Source organism: Ruegeria sp. AA6 (assembly GCF_056542865.1).
The window spans coordinates 52,953-67,560 of the sequence record NZ_JBQGAN010000012.1 but is presented as its reverse complement, the minus strand read 5'-3'; the positions used below and the strand labels follow the sequence as shown (position 1 = coordinate 67,560).

The window sequence follows — 14,608 nt, the reverse complement described above, 5'->3', positions numbered from 1 at the left end:
ACAGGCCCGACCCTTTGTTCGGGTCGGGTTTTGCTCAGGGTTTGATCACTTACTGTGCGGCCATGATTTCGGTCACGGTCCGTGCAAAGGGTTTCTGGCCATTGCCGAGATCGCGCAACTGCTCGTACTTGGTAAGGTCTGCAGGCGACATTCCCATGTTCGGGAAGGTTTCGATCAAGGACGGGTCCAGCGCCTCCATCGCAGCCTTGTTCGGCGTTTTGTAAAGGATATTGCTGGCAACCCAGACACCGACGTCCGCGCCCAAGACATAGTTCACAAAGGCATGCGCCGCATCTTTGTTTTCAGATGCATCCGCGATGACTAGCGCATCTACCCACAGATCCGATCCTTCTGATGGTATCGTGTACTTGATGTCCGCGTTTTCACCGATGCCGTAGTTGCACCAGCCATCCCAGGCGTGAACCATCGTTGCCTCGCCCGATACCAACTTCAGATAAAAAGTTGCGTCATCGTAGGCCAGCAGATCCTGCTTCGCCGCAACCAGCAGGTCCTTTGCAGCCGCCAACGTCTCATCCGACGTATCGTTAAGCGACTTTCCGAGGGCTAGCGCAGCAGCCCCCATCAGCCAGCGATCCGTCGAGAGCATTGTCACTTTGCCTTTAAGGTCTTCAGAGGGTTTGAGCAGATCGTTCCACGAAGTTGGCTCTGCCATCAGGTCAGACCGGTAGCATAAGCCCGTCGTGCCCCAAGCGTATGGCATTGAATAGTTGTTGCCCGGATCATGGGCTAGTTCTTTAGCTTCGTCATACAGGTTAGAGGCATTCGGAACCTTGTCGTGGTCGATTGCAGCCACCAGCCCCAGGTTGTTTAACGCCTCGGCAAAAGGCGACGAGACGAAAAGAACGTCGTAGCCCTTGCCTCCACCGGCTACGACCTTGCCCATGATTTCTTCGTTAGTGCCATGCACCGAGAGCTCGGCCTCGATACCTGTTTCCTTGGTGAAATTCTCCAGCAGGTCCGGCGGCATGTAGCCGTCCCAGTTCGAGATCACGATTTTTTCTGCTTGGGCCGCTCCGGCGAATAAGCTGAGTGCGCAGGCCGCCCCGGTGGTGAGCCAAGCAAATGGCAAACGGAACGAATTGGTGAACTTGTTGGTCATGTCTTCCTCCCTTGACATCCGCGCTCGCTTCTGGGGCGAGATATATGATGCAATCACGGTATTTTTTGATGAAATAAAACTCAACATTTTTTTGAATCATTTTTGTATGGCCCGGAGAAGCCATTTAAGATACCGTTTTTATTGTATATTAACTAGGTATGACGAAAGCCGTCTTCTTATGCCACCAAGCAAATACTTGAAACTTGCTCAAAAAATACTGGATGTTGCGATGGATCTCGATTTGCATCAGGGCGACAGACTGGTGGAAAAAACCCTTGCTGATTCGTGCAGCGTCTCTCGCACTCCGGTTAGATCCGCATTGAGGCTGCTGGAAAAGGAGGGGATGGCACGCAAAGCGGCAGAAGGCGGGTTTGTCCTAGAATGCGAACCCGAAAAGGGGCATTCGATACTCAACCAGCATGCGGTCGGAGCAGGTGTGGATCTCGCTGGTGCCATCCTACGAGATCGCGGCGCCCGACGCCTGGACGGTGCCATCAATGTCACAGACCTGATCCGCAGATATTCGGTTTCCCGCAGCGCTGCACAGCGTGCGCTCGAAGCCCTCCTGGCCCAAGGCGTGATTCAGAAAGCCGAAGGTCAATCCTGGGTTTTCACGCGCATGCCGGGAGACCGCTCCGGACGAATAGAGAGCTACGAATTTCGTCTGATACTGGAACCGCAGGCCATTCTGTCCGACGGTTTCAAGTTGGACACCAAGCGCGCCGATCTGGTCCGCAGCCAGACCGAAGCGCTTCTGGCGCAGTCGGAAAACTCTTTCAATAGCCAGGATTTTCAAGACGCGGATCTTGCCTTTCACAAGCTCATCGCTCGATCGTCCGGAAACCAGTATCTAGCTTCTGCTCTCATGGCCCATCATGGGTTGCGCCACCTGCCGGGCGGATCATTCGGTATGATCGACTTTCGGATGAGGCAGGCGCTCGATGAACATCTGCGTATACTTGATTTCATCGAACAAGATCATTTCGATCTTGCGGCGGATCAGATGAGGGTGCACTTGCGGCTTTCAATGCACCAAAGGCCCAGCGTCGCCAATCGTGGTGCTCCGGCGCTAGTCCAAGCAACCTGCGGGTCAATCCGGTGAGTGAATGATGAACCGCAAGGAAGCACCCGTAATCGCGTTTTTCCCCGAAGCTAGTTTTGGGGCTGCACTGAATTGTGTGGGGATCGCTCAGGAACTTCGCGCAATGGGTGCACACCCCGTTTTCCTGACCCACGGTGGCTTTGGTGGCGTATTCGCAGATTACGGTTTTGACGAGTTCGCCGTCCCTGTTCAATCAGAGTTGACAGAAGAGGAAACCCAGACCTACTGGCAGGAATTCCTGAGCCATCATCTGCCGCATTTTAACATGCATCCAACTGACCAACTGATCACCTATGTAGAGCCCGTTTGGAACGCAATCGTCGAGACAGCGGAATCGGTCGAACAGGGGTTGGAAACGGCGCTAGAGCGGACCAACCCAGATGTCGTCGTCCTCGACAACGTCATCATGTTCCCGGCCATCGTACGATCCGAGCGCCCATGGGTCAGGGTTATTTCTTGCGCGGAAACCGAGTTGCCAGACAACTGCCTACCGCCGTACCTGTCCGGTCTGCCGGCATCTGACGCCGCCGGGTGCGCGGCATTCCGAGACCAGTACCTGGAGACCCTTGGCCCAATTCATGCTCGCTACAACAAATTTCGCCTGGATAAGGGGCTTGAGCTATTGCCTGAAGGTGAGTTCCTAGAAACATCACCGCATCAAAACCTTCTTTTAGCGCCATCTATCATTCGCCATGATCGTGATCAGGTACTGGACTCTGGACAATTCACCTTTCTCGAAGGCTGCGTTCGCCAGGAAGGTCCTTACCGTGTACCTCAAATGCCCCGTAACGACGGGCCTCTGGTGTACGTGAGTTTTGGCAGTCTGGGTGCCATGGATGTCCCATTCTTTGAGAGCCTGTTCGACGTATTCAAGACAATGGACATGAGGTTTCTGGTCAATGTCGGGGCCCAAATCGACGCCTATTCCAGAGTCCCAGACAATGTTCATCTGCAGGAATGGTTCCCGCAGCCTTCCGTGGTTGAACAATGCGATCTGTTTATTCACCACGGCGGCAACAACAGCTTTTGCGAAGCGCTTTATTTCGGGGTCCCGTCGCTGATCCTTCCCTATTGCTGGGACGGACACGATAACGCCCAGCGGGCAGTTGAGACCAGTGTCGGACTCAGGGTAAATCGATGGGATTGGACACCGGAGCAGTTGGATAATTCGATTAACCAACTCCTTGGGGACGCGGAGATGAAGGCCCGGCTGGCTGCGAACTCAGAGATCATGCAGTTGAGAAAGTCGGTTCAGTTAGCTGCTCAGAAAATTCTGGATTGTGTAAATCCTAACCGAATCTAGGTTATTCCCGTCGGTCATCCGTTTTGTCATGAAGGATGGAAGGGTGCATCGCAATGACCTCTAAATCACTGAACCTAAAGTGTCGGTTTGGGCTCGAGACAGACGCTCGCTGAAATGTCGCGAGCGGCAGCAATACGGGCAAAGCGGTCTATGGTTCTCCAAACAAATCGGCCATCCTTGGGTTTACAGTACACGGTTGTGGAGAGTGAGAAGGACTAGTAGTCTTCACTTTCGGAAGTATAGGGTCTCAATTGGCACCCTCATTGCATGCTGAGCAGTCCTTTATGGCTCACGAGCGTCTAGATACCCTCCGGTTAAGCCCTTTTGGGTGTCAGACGGTATCGTCCGCAAAATTAGGTTGTTGGTTGCTCGGGTGCGTCACCCAGAGCCAGCAGCAAAAGGATAGCCAAAAGGGGTGATCCAACCAAACCGATCAGGAACCAGATAAAACTAGATCGGTTGCGCCGTCCCGCCATCGTGATCGGCAGGATATAAAGCCAGATCACGACAACCAGCAAGATGAACATAAAAATCAACTGGATAACTGGTGCGTCCATGAAATTTTGCCTTTCGAATCTTGACGCCATTTTTAAAACGGCTGATCCGGTTAGATAGACAATGGCCCGAAAGCGTTTTCGGGTATTAATTTAGCCCGACACGGGTCCCGGGCGTCCCAATCCTCTCACTTTGGGTTCCTTGGCTATCAGACAGTGCCGTCCAAATGTTTGGTGCTTTCCGGGTCACAAGGTAGCAAGGTCGGCAAAACGGATAAAGTGGGTGTTCAAGGAACCTTTTAAAGAGCCTTTTCAATGAACTTTGAAAAAAGCTCACCCTGCGAGTTGATCCTAAGTTTCGCGTAAATGTTGCGTCTGTGGATGCGGACTGTGCCTGGAGAGATGCCGAGAATTGTGCCAACAGCTTCTGCCGAATGGCCCTTCAATGTGAACTCAACGACTTCTCGTTCTCGTGGCGTCAGAACGCCATCGCCAAATGCCTGGAATGCTAGATCAACGCGACGACTAACGCCATTCGCTGCGGCGCCGCGGGCCATCGTTGGAAAGTCACTCCAATGTTTGCAACAGGCTGCCCGAACGAGCGGCCATAGAGCGTGCAAATGACGAATTTCCTTGGCTGAAAAAGGCTTCGCTGATCGCATGAGCGAGACCACAACCATCCCAGTGCTTGGGATATCGATAAAGTAGCCAATCTCCTCTGCTAACCCAGTCCTTTTGTAATAGCTGCGATAGTATTCGCCCTGATAGAACCTGTCCGGTGCGATATCGCGCATGCGGTACAGACCCGGTGTTATCGGTTTTGTCGCGGCCAAAAAAAATGGATCAAGTACGTAGGGCCCTGCTTGGTAATCCTCAACAAAAATACGCCGTTTGCTTTTGGGAAAATCGTCGTGAAGGTCTATTGGTGCTTCGGTTCCGACATGGCCAAACACCACCGTAAAATCAAATGGTGCGACCTGCCGTAAGCCATCTGCCAAAGCACATGGAAATTCTGGGGTTCCGATCTTCTCTACGACCCTGCCGGCCTCTTCCATCCAATCGTACACACGCCGCTCCAGATTTTCGAAAAGCACCTCTATACCCTAATTGTGGTATATACAGTTAATCCGAGTTATTGTTACTTTTTCCTTGTTTGAGTGGTATGCCAGCAAATGCCAAAAAATCAAGCAAAAGGAAAACAGCAGTATATGAGCTTTGACATGAGCGTCACCATGCAGACGATTGCGGAACTCAGAGGAGTGACCAAGACCTTCGGGAATGTGGTCGCCGCCAAAGACCTGAATCTTTCCATTGGGAAAGGAGAGTTCCTGTCGTTCTTAGGCCCATCTGGTTGCGGCAAAACCACTGCACTTAGGATGCTGGCGGGTTTCGAGAAACCAACCGAAGGTCAGGTGTTGCTCGATGGCGAAGTCGTCAACGACTTGGATGCGCACCATCGCCCAGTCAACATGGTGTTTCAGCACTACGCTCTTTTTCCTCACCTAAGCGTGTTCGACAACATCGCGTACGGCCTGCGCCAACGACGACCACGCGTAGACAAACAAACAATCGCGACAAAGGTTGAGCAAGCGCTGGAAACTGTCCGTCTTGGTGGGTTTGGCCCACGTCGCATCTGGGAGATGTCTGGTGGTCAGCAGCAACGCGTCGCTTTGGCGCGTGCGATCGTAAACGAGCCCAAGCTTTTGCTGCTTGATGAACCAATGGCTGCTCTGGATCGAAAGCTTCGAAAAGAAATGCAGTTTGAACTGCAGAACCTGCAACGACAACTGGGAATAACTTTTGTCCTCGTCACGCACGACCAAGAAGAAGCGCTTTCAATGTCCGACCGAATTTGTGTGATGGAAGGCGGCAGTATTGTGCAGGTTGGCAGCCCACGCGAACTCTATGACATGCCCCGCAGCCGCTACGTGGCTGGATTTGTAGGCACCTCAAATTTCTTTGATGCAACTGTAACTGACGCAGTAGCCGACCAAATCACTGTGCGTTTAGCGAGTGGCCAAAAGGTGCACGGAACTCCGGAGATTCCAATAGATGCAGGGCAGGAAGTTTGCGTCAGTATCCGTCCTGAACAGATCACGCTGACCCGCGCGCTGCCCGCAGCTGAAATTGCTTTGCCAGTTACCATTCAAAATCGGATCTTCCTTGGGGAGCACACAGAATACCTTGCGCGCAACGAAGCACTGGGTGATTTCCACGTACTTGTGCCAAGGCAAGCGGAATTGAACGAGGGGACGTTCAATGCAGGAGAACAGGCCTTTGTTTCATGGGGCGAAGGCGCACTGCTGATCCTGGAAAATTAACAGATCCCGCAATCCAACAACAGAGAGGTTCACAATGACTAAGGATAATGGGACTATTTCCAAGCAAAAGTTCATGGAAGAGCTTCGCCGGTACCAAAAGGGTTCGGTCACACGGCGACATTTTTTGGGCGTGACAGGTCTTGGGATGGCAACGGCCGTTCTGGGCACGGCTATGCCTGGGTTGCGTCCACGCCCGGCATTTGCTGCCGGAGACATTGGCGACCGAGTGATCCTCGCCACGTGGCCGAACTACCATGACGAGATGAACTTCGAAGCCTTCACGGAAGCCACTGGCGCCCACGTTCAGGTCAATGTTTTTGGCTCGAACGAAGAGATGTTGGCAAAACTGCAAGCCGGAGGGTCTGGCTGGGACGTGTTCGTTCCAACCAATTACACGATCACTACGTATGTGGGCGAAGATCTGATCATCCCGCTCGATACGTCCAAACTGCCAAACTACGACGCAGGTTCATTCGAGCAGCGCTTTTCAGATGCCGGCTCTGTCGATGGCCAGCTTTACGCGGTGCCGAAAAACTGGGGCACGACCGGCTTTGCAGTGAATACTAGTAAGCTTGACGGCGCTCCGACTCCAACCACTTGGAAAGAGTTCTGGGACCTTACTATGGAAGGTTACTCAGGTCGGACAATGGTGCATGATTACCAACTCACCACCATCGGTAATGCCCTGAAATACTTCGGCTACTCCTTCAACTCGGTCGATGAGAAGGAACTGGCGGATGCCGAGAAATTGTTGCTGGATGCTAAACCGCATCTGTTTGCAATCTCGTCGGATTATCAGCCACCGATGCGTAACGGTGACGCGTGGATGACGATGTGCTGGACAGGTGACGGCAAGCAGATGAATGTCGACATGCCTGAAATCGCCTACGTTCTGGGAGCCGAGGGCGGTGAACTCTGGTCCGACTACTACGCTATTCCTAAGGGCGCACCCCATATGGATGCCGCTTATGCCTTGATCGACTTCCTGCTGAACCCGGAAGTTAATGCGAAAGAAGTCCTCGCTCATGGCTATCCATCGGCTGATGCTCGCACCAATGCGTTGCTGCCGAAGGAATTGCTGGAAGATCCGATCCTTTATCCGGCAGCTGACCTTCTGAATGCGCTCGAGTTTGGCGCGGCGGCTACGCTAACCGATCCAAACCGTGCCGAGTTGCTCGCCCGCTTCAAGTCGGCCTAAGCGGCAAGGCCGCAATATCGGAAAAGACGAGGACAATATGACCGAACGAGGCAGAAAAGCACTGTTGCTGGCACCGGCAGGAATATGGCTTTTGGTAATGCTTGCCCTTCCACTACTGGTCGTCTTCGTCTTTTCCTTTGGCGAACGGGGTGCCGCCGGAGGCTATGTTCCAGCGTTCACTTTGGAACAATATGCCAACCTTCCTGCGCGATGGACGGCGTTTAAGAACACCTTGATCCTTGCACCTCTGGGGACTATCGCTGCGTTGGTAATTGCCTACCCGCTCGCCTACTTTCTTGCGGTGCGTTGTTCACCAAAGTGGAGAACTTCGCTGTTGATCCTGGTGATCGTGCCGTTCTGGACATCGATCCTGATCCGATCATACGCATGGATTTTCATCCTTGGGGGGCGTGGCTTGCCCGCTCTACTGGAGTCGATCGGCATCGACGATGTCCGCCTGATAAATACGCCATTCGCTGTGCTTGTGGGAATTGTCTATGGGTATCTACCTTTGATGGTTTTCCCAATTTTTGTAAGCTTGGACAAACTGGATAAACGCCTTCTGGAAGCCTCAGCTGATCTCGGCTCTACCCCATGGCGTACGTTCCGTCAGGTGACACTTCCTTTGTCAGTACCAGGTATCGCAACTGGCTGCATGCTGGTCTTCATCCTGCTCATGGGCGAGTTTCTGATCCCAGCGATCTTAGGTGGCGGAAAAGTGTTTTTCGTCGGAAATGCGCTGGTGGACCTGTTCCTGCAGTCTCGAAACTGGGCGTACGGATCGGCGGTCGCAATGACGCTGGTTGTCGTAATGCTTGTCACTGTCTCAATTTACATGAAATTCATCTCGCGCCTGGGTGGCCAGCGCGAAGATGTCTCGCTGATGTGAGGGTCCGATGCGCTTATACGCGATTTGCGTCTACCTTTTTCTCTATATTCCAATCGGCATCATCGCGCTTTTCAGCTTTAATGCCGGACGACACGCAAGCCAGTTCATGGGGTTCTCGACCCGATGGTATGGCAAAGCGCTCAACAACCCATTTGTTATGGACGCGCTCGAGACCAGTCTGCTTGCGGCATTCATAACTGCTTGCCTCGCATCCACACTCGGAACCATGGCGGCCATCGCTTTACAAGGGGTTAAGGGATGGCTCCGAACTTTATTCGATGCGATGATTTATATTGCGATAATGATACCAGGTATCGTCATCGGTATCGCGACACTCATTGCCCTGGTCACCGTATTTGGCTGGCTAAACCCGCTTCTTGCGAGCCTATGGCCCGATGGAGCAAATCCCCCGCAACTTTCCATGGGGATGCCCACGCTTGTCGCCGCACACACCATGTTCACAATGGCGCTGGTCATAATCATCGTACGTGCAAGGCTATCGGGTATGGACCGTGCCCTCATGGAAGCATCGGCTGACCTCTTTGCGACGCCCTGGGGCACCTTTCGGCAGGTGACCCTGCCGTTGATAGCACCGGCAATTTTGGCGGGCTTCCTGCTCAGCTTCACTTTCTCATTTGATGATTTCATCATAGCGTTCTTCGTAGCTGGCTCAGAAACAACCCTGCCTATCTACATATTCTCATCCATCCGGCGCGGCGTAACGCCCGAGATCAATGCCATCGGCACTATGGTTATGGGCGCGTCGCTCTTGTTGCTCGTTGCAGCGCAACTGCTTTTGCGCCGAGGCGCCTCAAAATCGAATAGTTAAATAAAGGAGCCAAGTGAAATGCGGCTTGCAGGTAAAGTCGCGCTCGTGACGGGCGCGGGATCAGGAATTGGTCGGGCGGGTTCAATGGCAATGGCACAAGAGGGTGCGCATGTTGTGGTAACGGATCGCGATGCAACACTTGCTGAAGCCACTGTGGCCGCGATCGTTGCGCAGGGGAATCAAGCATCTGCCATACAGCTTGATGTGACCGATGACGATGCCCTTACCAAAGCCATAGACGAAGCAGTAAAAAACTTCGGTCGGCTTGACGTGTTGCACTCTCATGCTGGGTTGCAGATCGAAGGAACGCTGGAAGAAGTGGAACCAGATGGAATGGATGCTTCTTGGGCATTGAATGTCCGCGCTCACTTCATTGCCGCGCGCGCAGCCGTCCCCCATATGAAATCACAAGGTGGAGGCAGCGTGATCGTCACGGCCTCCAATTCTGGGGTTCAATACGACCGGGGCATGATCGCCTATGCGACTACAAAGCACGCAGCTGTTGCGATGGTCCGGCAGATGGCAGCCGACTACGCTGTCCATGCAATCCGTTTCAATGCCCTTTGTCCAGGATTTGTAGACACCCCCTTCAATGCAGGCTTCGAAAAGCAGATGGGTGGCCGTGCCAAACTGGAAAGCTACATCGAGCAGGCGATCCCTATGAGTCGGTGGGCGACAGTTGAAGAGATTGGCCATGGGATCGTCTATTTAGCTTCAGATGAATCCGCTTTTATGACGGGGCAAGCCTTGGTTATCGATGGCGGTGAATGCATTTAGTGATGGGTTAGACCGCTCAAGAGAATGTCTATCGCCGCACTTCATTTTTGGTGAGCACATTTCAGTCCGCTTTGGGCTCGATGCGGTCATTTGCAAATTACTCGTGAGCGTCTGCTGTGCGGGACAAAGCCGACCTTGCAGAAAAGTGACGGAATCCTTGAAAAAGCTTGCTTCCGCTGGGATGGTGTCTCCGACAGAATTTTCTGAGGAATTGAAAATGCATTTTCCCAAACTTGCGGCAGTTTCGTCGGTTTTCCTCACTATAGCCAGTTCGCAAGCGCTCTCCCAGGATGGGGGGCCGATACTGTTCACAAACGTCAACGTGTTTGATGGTGTGAATGAGGAAATGATTGCAAATGCCAATGTCGTTGTAACCGACAATCTGATCACAGAAGTTTCCTCAGAACCCCTCGCCGTCGCCAATGGTATCGTCATCGACGGTGGCGGGCGCACGTTGATGCCGGGCCTGATCGACGTGCACTGGCACACGCTTTACTGTTGCAATCCGCAGAGTGTGGTTGTGACCGGCGATATTCTTGAGGTCGCGGTGCGGGGTGCCATCGGGTCCGAAGGCACGTTAATGCGCGGCTTTACAACGGTGCGCGACGTTGGCGGCAATTCATTTGCCATAAAACGGATGATTGACGCAGGCGAGATCGAAGGCCCCCGTATTCTGCCGTCCGGCCCACCCGTGACACAAACCGGCGGCCACTTTGACTATCGCCCCTACCAAGCGGTTCCGACGAACGGCGCGGATTCGCAATGGTACTGGTACAGCGTTGGTTTGATGGCGCAGGCTGATGGTGTTCCGGAAGTGGTCAAACGCGCGCGTGAAATCATGCGCATGGGCGCAAGCCAACTTAAGATTTCCACCGGCGGCGGGGTTTCATCCACTTATGACCCTCTGGATGTACGCCAATACACCAAGGCCGAAATCGAGGCTTTTGTAGAGGTGGCCGACACCTACAACACCTATGTTGCATCTCATGTCTTCACGGACGAGGCGGTGGAAATTGCCGTTGCCGCTGGCGTTAAGTCCATCGAGCATGGCTTTTTGATGAGCCGCGAAACGATGGAACTGATGCGCGACAATGAAGTTTGGTTGTCAGTGCAGCCCCTACTGGATGACGAGGACGGCTTTTCTTTCGACGACCCTGTTAGCCAGCAGAAATGGATCGACGTCACCAACGGTACAGATTTCACCTACAAAACGGCAAAAGAAGTTGGCGTGAAAGTCGCTTTCGGCACCGACATCCTGTTCGATCCCAAACTGGCCGAACGTCAAGGCGCGTTCCTTGCCAAATTGCAGCGCTGGTACACGCCATACGAGGTGCTGAAAATGGCGACTTCAACCAATGCTGAACTACTCAAACTCTCAGGCCCGCGCCACCCCTATCAACAAGGTGATTTGGGTGTAATCGCAAAGGGCGCTTATGCCGACTTAATCCTTGTGGACGGCAATCCGCTGCAAGATATCGACCTGATCGCAGACCCGCATGAGAATTTCGATCTGATCATGAAAGACGGCAAAGTCTACAAGAACACGCTGGACTGAGTTCCAGATGAAGTCCTTTGCTCAAAGCCAATTTTGTAACAACTGCTTTGGACTCAGGGCAGCCGTTCGCTGCACTAGGTGTGAACGACTTCTACGTGGACAAAACCGTCTCAGGCAGGCGCTGCAGATTTCGCATTTCCACCGACAACCCACAAACACAACACCGCAAGCAAAACCTCTATCGCAAATGCGGCAAGAATGTTTTCGGATGGCCAACCATCGAGGACGAAACTGATTGTCCTGCCCACGGCGAAAGCTGAGAAAACCGTAGCCCCAAGCAAGGCTGAGGCCTGGATCAACTTTTGGTAAAATGCTCCGCACAAAATGATCAGGCCAAGTACCGCGAGATTGGCAGCAGGTGCACGCAACTCGCTCGTCAGGTTTGGCTGCGGTGAGAGTACGATGCCGTAGTTGGCGTAGAAAGACTGTGGGTCCAATGTGATGGCCAGACCTATTGCAAATGCCGTTAATCCGGACATGCCCAAGATAAGTCTGCATCTAAGTTCAAGTTTCATGATTGTCTCCGATGTCCTTTGGCCCGGTTCAAGCGGCTCTGGTCCACGCGCCAGACATTGCAGCTTTGTTTGCAAAGTCGGCGAAGTCGCGTGGCGCGCGTCCAAGCGCACGCTGGACACCGTCCGCGAGGTTCGCATTGCGTCCGTCCAGCGTTTCACGCGCGATGTCCGTGATCACATCAGCAATCATCTCGCCATTCGCGTGCGCGATTTCCGCGTGGAAGTCTTCGAATGAAATTGGCAGGTATTGCACAGTCCTGCCCATGGCGCGCGAAAGCTCAGCAGCCATGTCGGCAAACGTCATGAGACGTGGTCCCGTGACCTCGTACAGTTCGCCGGCGTGTCCTTCTTCTGTCAAAGCAGCTACGGCAACATCGGCAATGTCGTCTACGTCGATGATTGGTTCGCGTACATCGCCGGCGGGCATCGGCAAGACACCTGCCATGACCGGACCAAGCAATGCCCCTTCAGAGAAGTTTTGTGCAAACCATGCTGCACGAACGATAGTGAACGGAACTCCGGAATTGCGTACCACTGCTTCCGCTCGTTCCGCATGAAACTCGCCACGCCCGGTTAGCAGCACAAAACGCCGTAATCCCTTTTCACGAGCCAATGCTGTGAAGGCTTCGACTTGCTCAACCGCGCCTGGAAAAGCGATGTCAGGAAAGTAAGAAATATAGGCAGACGAGACGCCTTCCAGGATTGCCGGCCAGGTCTGCGGTTGTTCCCAGTCAAATGGCGTTTCACTGCTCCGCGATGCGCGCCAGACTGTCTGCCCTTTTTCTTCTAGACGTGTCGCGATCCGCGATCCGGTTTTGCCTGTTGCGCCAAGTACAAGAATGGTTTGCTGTATCATAGGTCATCTCCATGAGTTCACTTGATAGCCCGAAATTAGGCAATCAATAGTGATGTTCTATTCTTCAAAATCCAATATTCTTATTCGATCGTCCAAATTATATAGACGAAAAGCTAAATTTCAGCCAAGGTCCCCACATGAACAAGGTTGAACCGCATGTCCCTGACCCAGATGCACTGGCACAGCCGATCGGCGATCCGCTGGGGGAAATCCTCCATTTGCTGAAATTGACAGGTACATTCTATTGCCAGTCTCGCATGACTGCACCATGGGGCGTATCGATACCGGGATTTCCCGGCGTACTGAGCTTTGCGGTCATCACACACGGGCGGTGCTTGATGAAGGTCGGCGACGATGACCCGTTCGAGGTCGAAAAAGGCGATCTGGTCTTGATGACCAACGGAGCACCGGTCGGTTTCTTTAGCTCAGAAGACACGCCGCTCTTGACGCTGGAGGAGTTGCCCATTCGCAAGTTAACCGAGCTTTATGAAACACTGGAATACGGCGGCGGCGGCGCGGAGACGGGCATCATGTACGGCTTGGTCCGAATAGATCACGCCGCCAGTGATATGTTGATGCGCTTGCTTCCGGATTTACTCAAAATCGACCCGTGGGAGGAGGACGCCGGAAGCTGGTTACAGGCAACTTTGCAATTCATCGCAAAAGAGGCGCGGGAATTGAGACCGGGCGGCGAAACCGTGATCACGCGACTGGCCGATGTGGTTGTCATTGAGGCCATTCGTCGTTGGCTGAACAGCGCACCCGATGCAGATCGAGGCTGGTTAAAAGCTGCGCGAGACCCGCAGATCGGGCGCACGATAGTCGCAATTCACCGTACGCCTGCTTCGGCTTGGACAGTCGAGGCTCTCGCGGAGGTTGCTGGTATGTCCAGATCCGCTTTCGCGGCACGGTTTACTGAGTTGGTAGGCGTTCCGGCAATCCAGTATCTTGCAACGTGGCGTATGCACCTGGCCAGCGAAAGGTTGGTGTCCACCGATCAACCTATCTCGCAGATTGCCGCTGACATCGGATACTTGTCAGAGCCTGCGTTCAACAAAGCCTTCAAACGGGTGTATGGCGCACCACCGGGAAAAATCAGGAAGAACGGAGTTCACTCCGTATCCAGGCGAAACTTGAGAAACTGAGCATCTTCGTATTCGATCTCTCCGATGTGTTTGGCACCGAGTTTCCGGAACGCACCAAGATTTTTTCTACTTGGTGGCAGCAGAAACGTGACAAAGGGGATACGTTTGTCAGCAATCGCAAAGTCGATTGCCATTTTGCAAATCCGTTTCCCAAGGCCAAAGGCGTCGGGCCGCAAGACCAACCCAAAATCCCACTCATCATCTTCTTTTTGAAAGCCCCCCCAACCAACATACCGACCGCCTGACAAAAACGCCCAATGTCCAAGACCGTCACGTGCCCAGTAGCCTTCCTTCTTGGCGATAAACTCTCTTGCGACGTCAACATTCCATTTGAACGTCAAAAGCGGCATGTGCTCTGCTACCCGGGGGTCGGACATATGAACCGCAATGTCATTCGGATCGATTTCCGAAAGGCGTGCAAATGAAATCCCATCTTTCATCATTATCCTCATTTGATGGCCCGAGCTGTCCCTTGCATGCAAAGTAATTATGGCGCGAATACTG

General features: G+C 53.2%; 15 protein-coding genes. 9 read left to right on the top strand and 6 right to left on the bottom strand.

Translation table 11 applies throughout. The annotated features are described in order from the left end of the window. Positions 1–49 precede the first annotated feature (49 nt). On the bottom strand, positions 50–1,120 hold the full coding sequence (locus ACR0LN_RS14655) for a polyamine ABC transporter substrate-binding protein (protein WP_170463246.1): 1,071 nt from the start codon (positions 1,118–1,120) through the stop codon (positions 50–52). Here ACR0LN_RS14655 and ACR0LN_RS14650 point away from each other — a divergent pair. Beyond that, positions 1,104–2,222, top strand: coding sequence for a GntR family transcriptional regulator (locus ACR0LN_RS14650; protein WP_170666104.1), 1,119 nt, complete (start codon positions 1,104–1,106; stop codon positions 2,220–2,222). The genes ACR0LN_RS14655 and ACR0LN_RS14650 overlap by 17 nt on opposite strands. A gap of 4 nt (positions 2,223–2,226) precedes the next feature. Then, positions 2,227–3,525, top strand: a complete 1,299-nt coding sequence (locus ACR0LN_RS14645; RefSeq protein ID WP_480430621.1) for a nucleotide disphospho-sugar-binding domain-containing protein — start codon at positions 2,227–2,229, stop codon at positions 3,523–3,525. A 353-nt stretch (positions 3,526–3,878) separates the two neighbouring features. On the opposite strand, the gene ACR0LN_RS14640 is transcribed toward ACR0LN_RS14645, so the two are convergent. Both ACR0LN_RS14640 and ACR0LN_RS14635 read right to left on the bottom strand, forming a co-directional pair. Beyond that, entirely contained in the window at positions 3,879–4,082 is a 204-nt protein-coding gene (locus ACR0LN_RS14640; protein WP_170666102.1) for a hypothetical protein, read from the bottom strand. Positions 4,083–4,318: 236 nt separating this feature from the next. After that, positions 4,319–5,074 (bottom strand): helix-turn-helix transcriptional regulator, encoded by a 756-nt coding sequence (locus tag ACR0LN_RS14635; RefSeq protein ID WP_170463244.1) that lies wholly within the window; start codon positions 5,072–5,074, stop codon positions 4,319–4,321. Positions 5,075–5,227: 153 nt separating this feature from the next. Here ACR0LN_RS14635 and ACR0LN_RS14630 point away from each other — a divergent pair, with 153 nt between their 5' ends. The 6 genes from ACR0LN_RS14630 to ACR0LN_RS14605 all read left to right on the top strand — a co-directional run bounded on the left by ACR0LN_RS14630 (position 5,228) and on the right by ACR0LN_RS14605 (position 11,588). Then, positions 5,228–6,340 (top strand): ABC transporter ATP-binding protein, encoded by a 1,113-nt coding sequence (locus tag ACR0LN_RS14630; protein WP_171176816.1) that lies wholly within the window; start codon positions 5,228–5,230, stop codon positions 6,338–6,340. Positions 6,341–6,374: 34 nt separating this feature from the next. Further along, positions 6,375–7,538, top strand: coding sequence for an ABC transporter substrate-binding protein (locus ACR0LN_RS14625; protein ID WP_171176818.1), 1,164 nt, complete (start codon positions 6,375–6,377; stop codon positions 7,536–7,538). Between the two features lie 37 nt (positions 7,539–7,575). Next, positions 7,576–8,427: an ABC transporter permease gene (locus tag ACR0LN_RS14620; protein WP_142638982.1), complete on the top strand. Its 852-nt coding sequence runs from the start codon at positions 7,576–7,578 to the stop codon at positions 8,425–8,427. Positions 8,428–8,434: 7 nt separating this feature from the next. After that, entirely contained in the window at positions 8,435–9,256 is an 822-nt protein-coding gene (locus tag ACR0LN_RS14615; RefSeq protein ID WP_171176822.1) for an ABC transporter permease, read from the top strand. Positions 9,257–9,274: 18 nt separating this feature from the next. After that, a complete protein-coding gene (locus ACR0LN_RS14610) occupies positions 9,275–10,033 on the top strand; it encodes an SDR family NAD(P)-dependent oxidoreductase (protein WP_170463241.1) in 759 nt (252 codons plus the stop codon). Between the two features lie 217 nt (positions 10,034–10,250). After that, positions 10,251–11,588: a metal-dependent hydrolase family protein gene (locus tag ACR0LN_RS14605; RefSeq protein ID WP_480430616.1), complete on the top strand. Its 1,338-nt coding sequence runs from the start codon at positions 10,251–10,253 to the stop codon at positions 11,586–11,588. 110 nt (positions 11,589–11,698) lie between these two features. Here the strand turns inward: ACR0LN_RS14605 and ACR0LN_RS14600 are convergent, their stop codons facing one another. After that, positions 11,699–12,103: a DUF4345 domain-containing protein gene (locus ACR0LN_RS14600; protein WP_480430613.1), complete on the bottom strand. Its 405-nt coding sequence runs from the start codon at positions 12,101–12,103 to the stop codon at positions 11,699–11,701. Between the two features lie 28 nt (positions 12,104–12,131). Next, complete coding sequence (locus tag ACR0LN_RS14595; RefSeq protein WP_480430610.1) at positions 12,132–12,959, bottom strand: NmrA family NAD(P)-binding protein; 828 nt, start codon at positions 12,957–12,959, stop codon at positions 12,132–12,134. A 137-nt stretch (positions 12,960–13,096) separates the two neighbouring features. Between ACR0LN_RS14595 and ACR0LN_RS14590 the strand changes: the two genes are divergently transcribed. Then, positions 13,097–14,104, top strand: a complete 1,008-nt coding sequence (locus tag ACR0LN_RS14590; protein WP_480430607.1) for an AraC family transcriptional regulator — start codon at positions 13,097–13,099, stop codon at positions 14,102–14,104. Here the strand turns inward: ACR0LN_RS14590 and ACR0LN_RS14585 are convergent. After that, positions 14,071–14,544, bottom strand: a complete 474-nt coding sequence (locus ACR0LN_RS14585) for a GNAT family N-acetyltransferase (RefSeq protein ID WP_480430604.1) — start codon at positions 14,542–14,544, stop codon at positions 14,071–14,073. The genes ACR0LN_RS14590 and ACR0LN_RS14585 overlap by 34 nt on opposite strands. Positions 14,545–14,608: the final 64 nt, after the last annotated feature.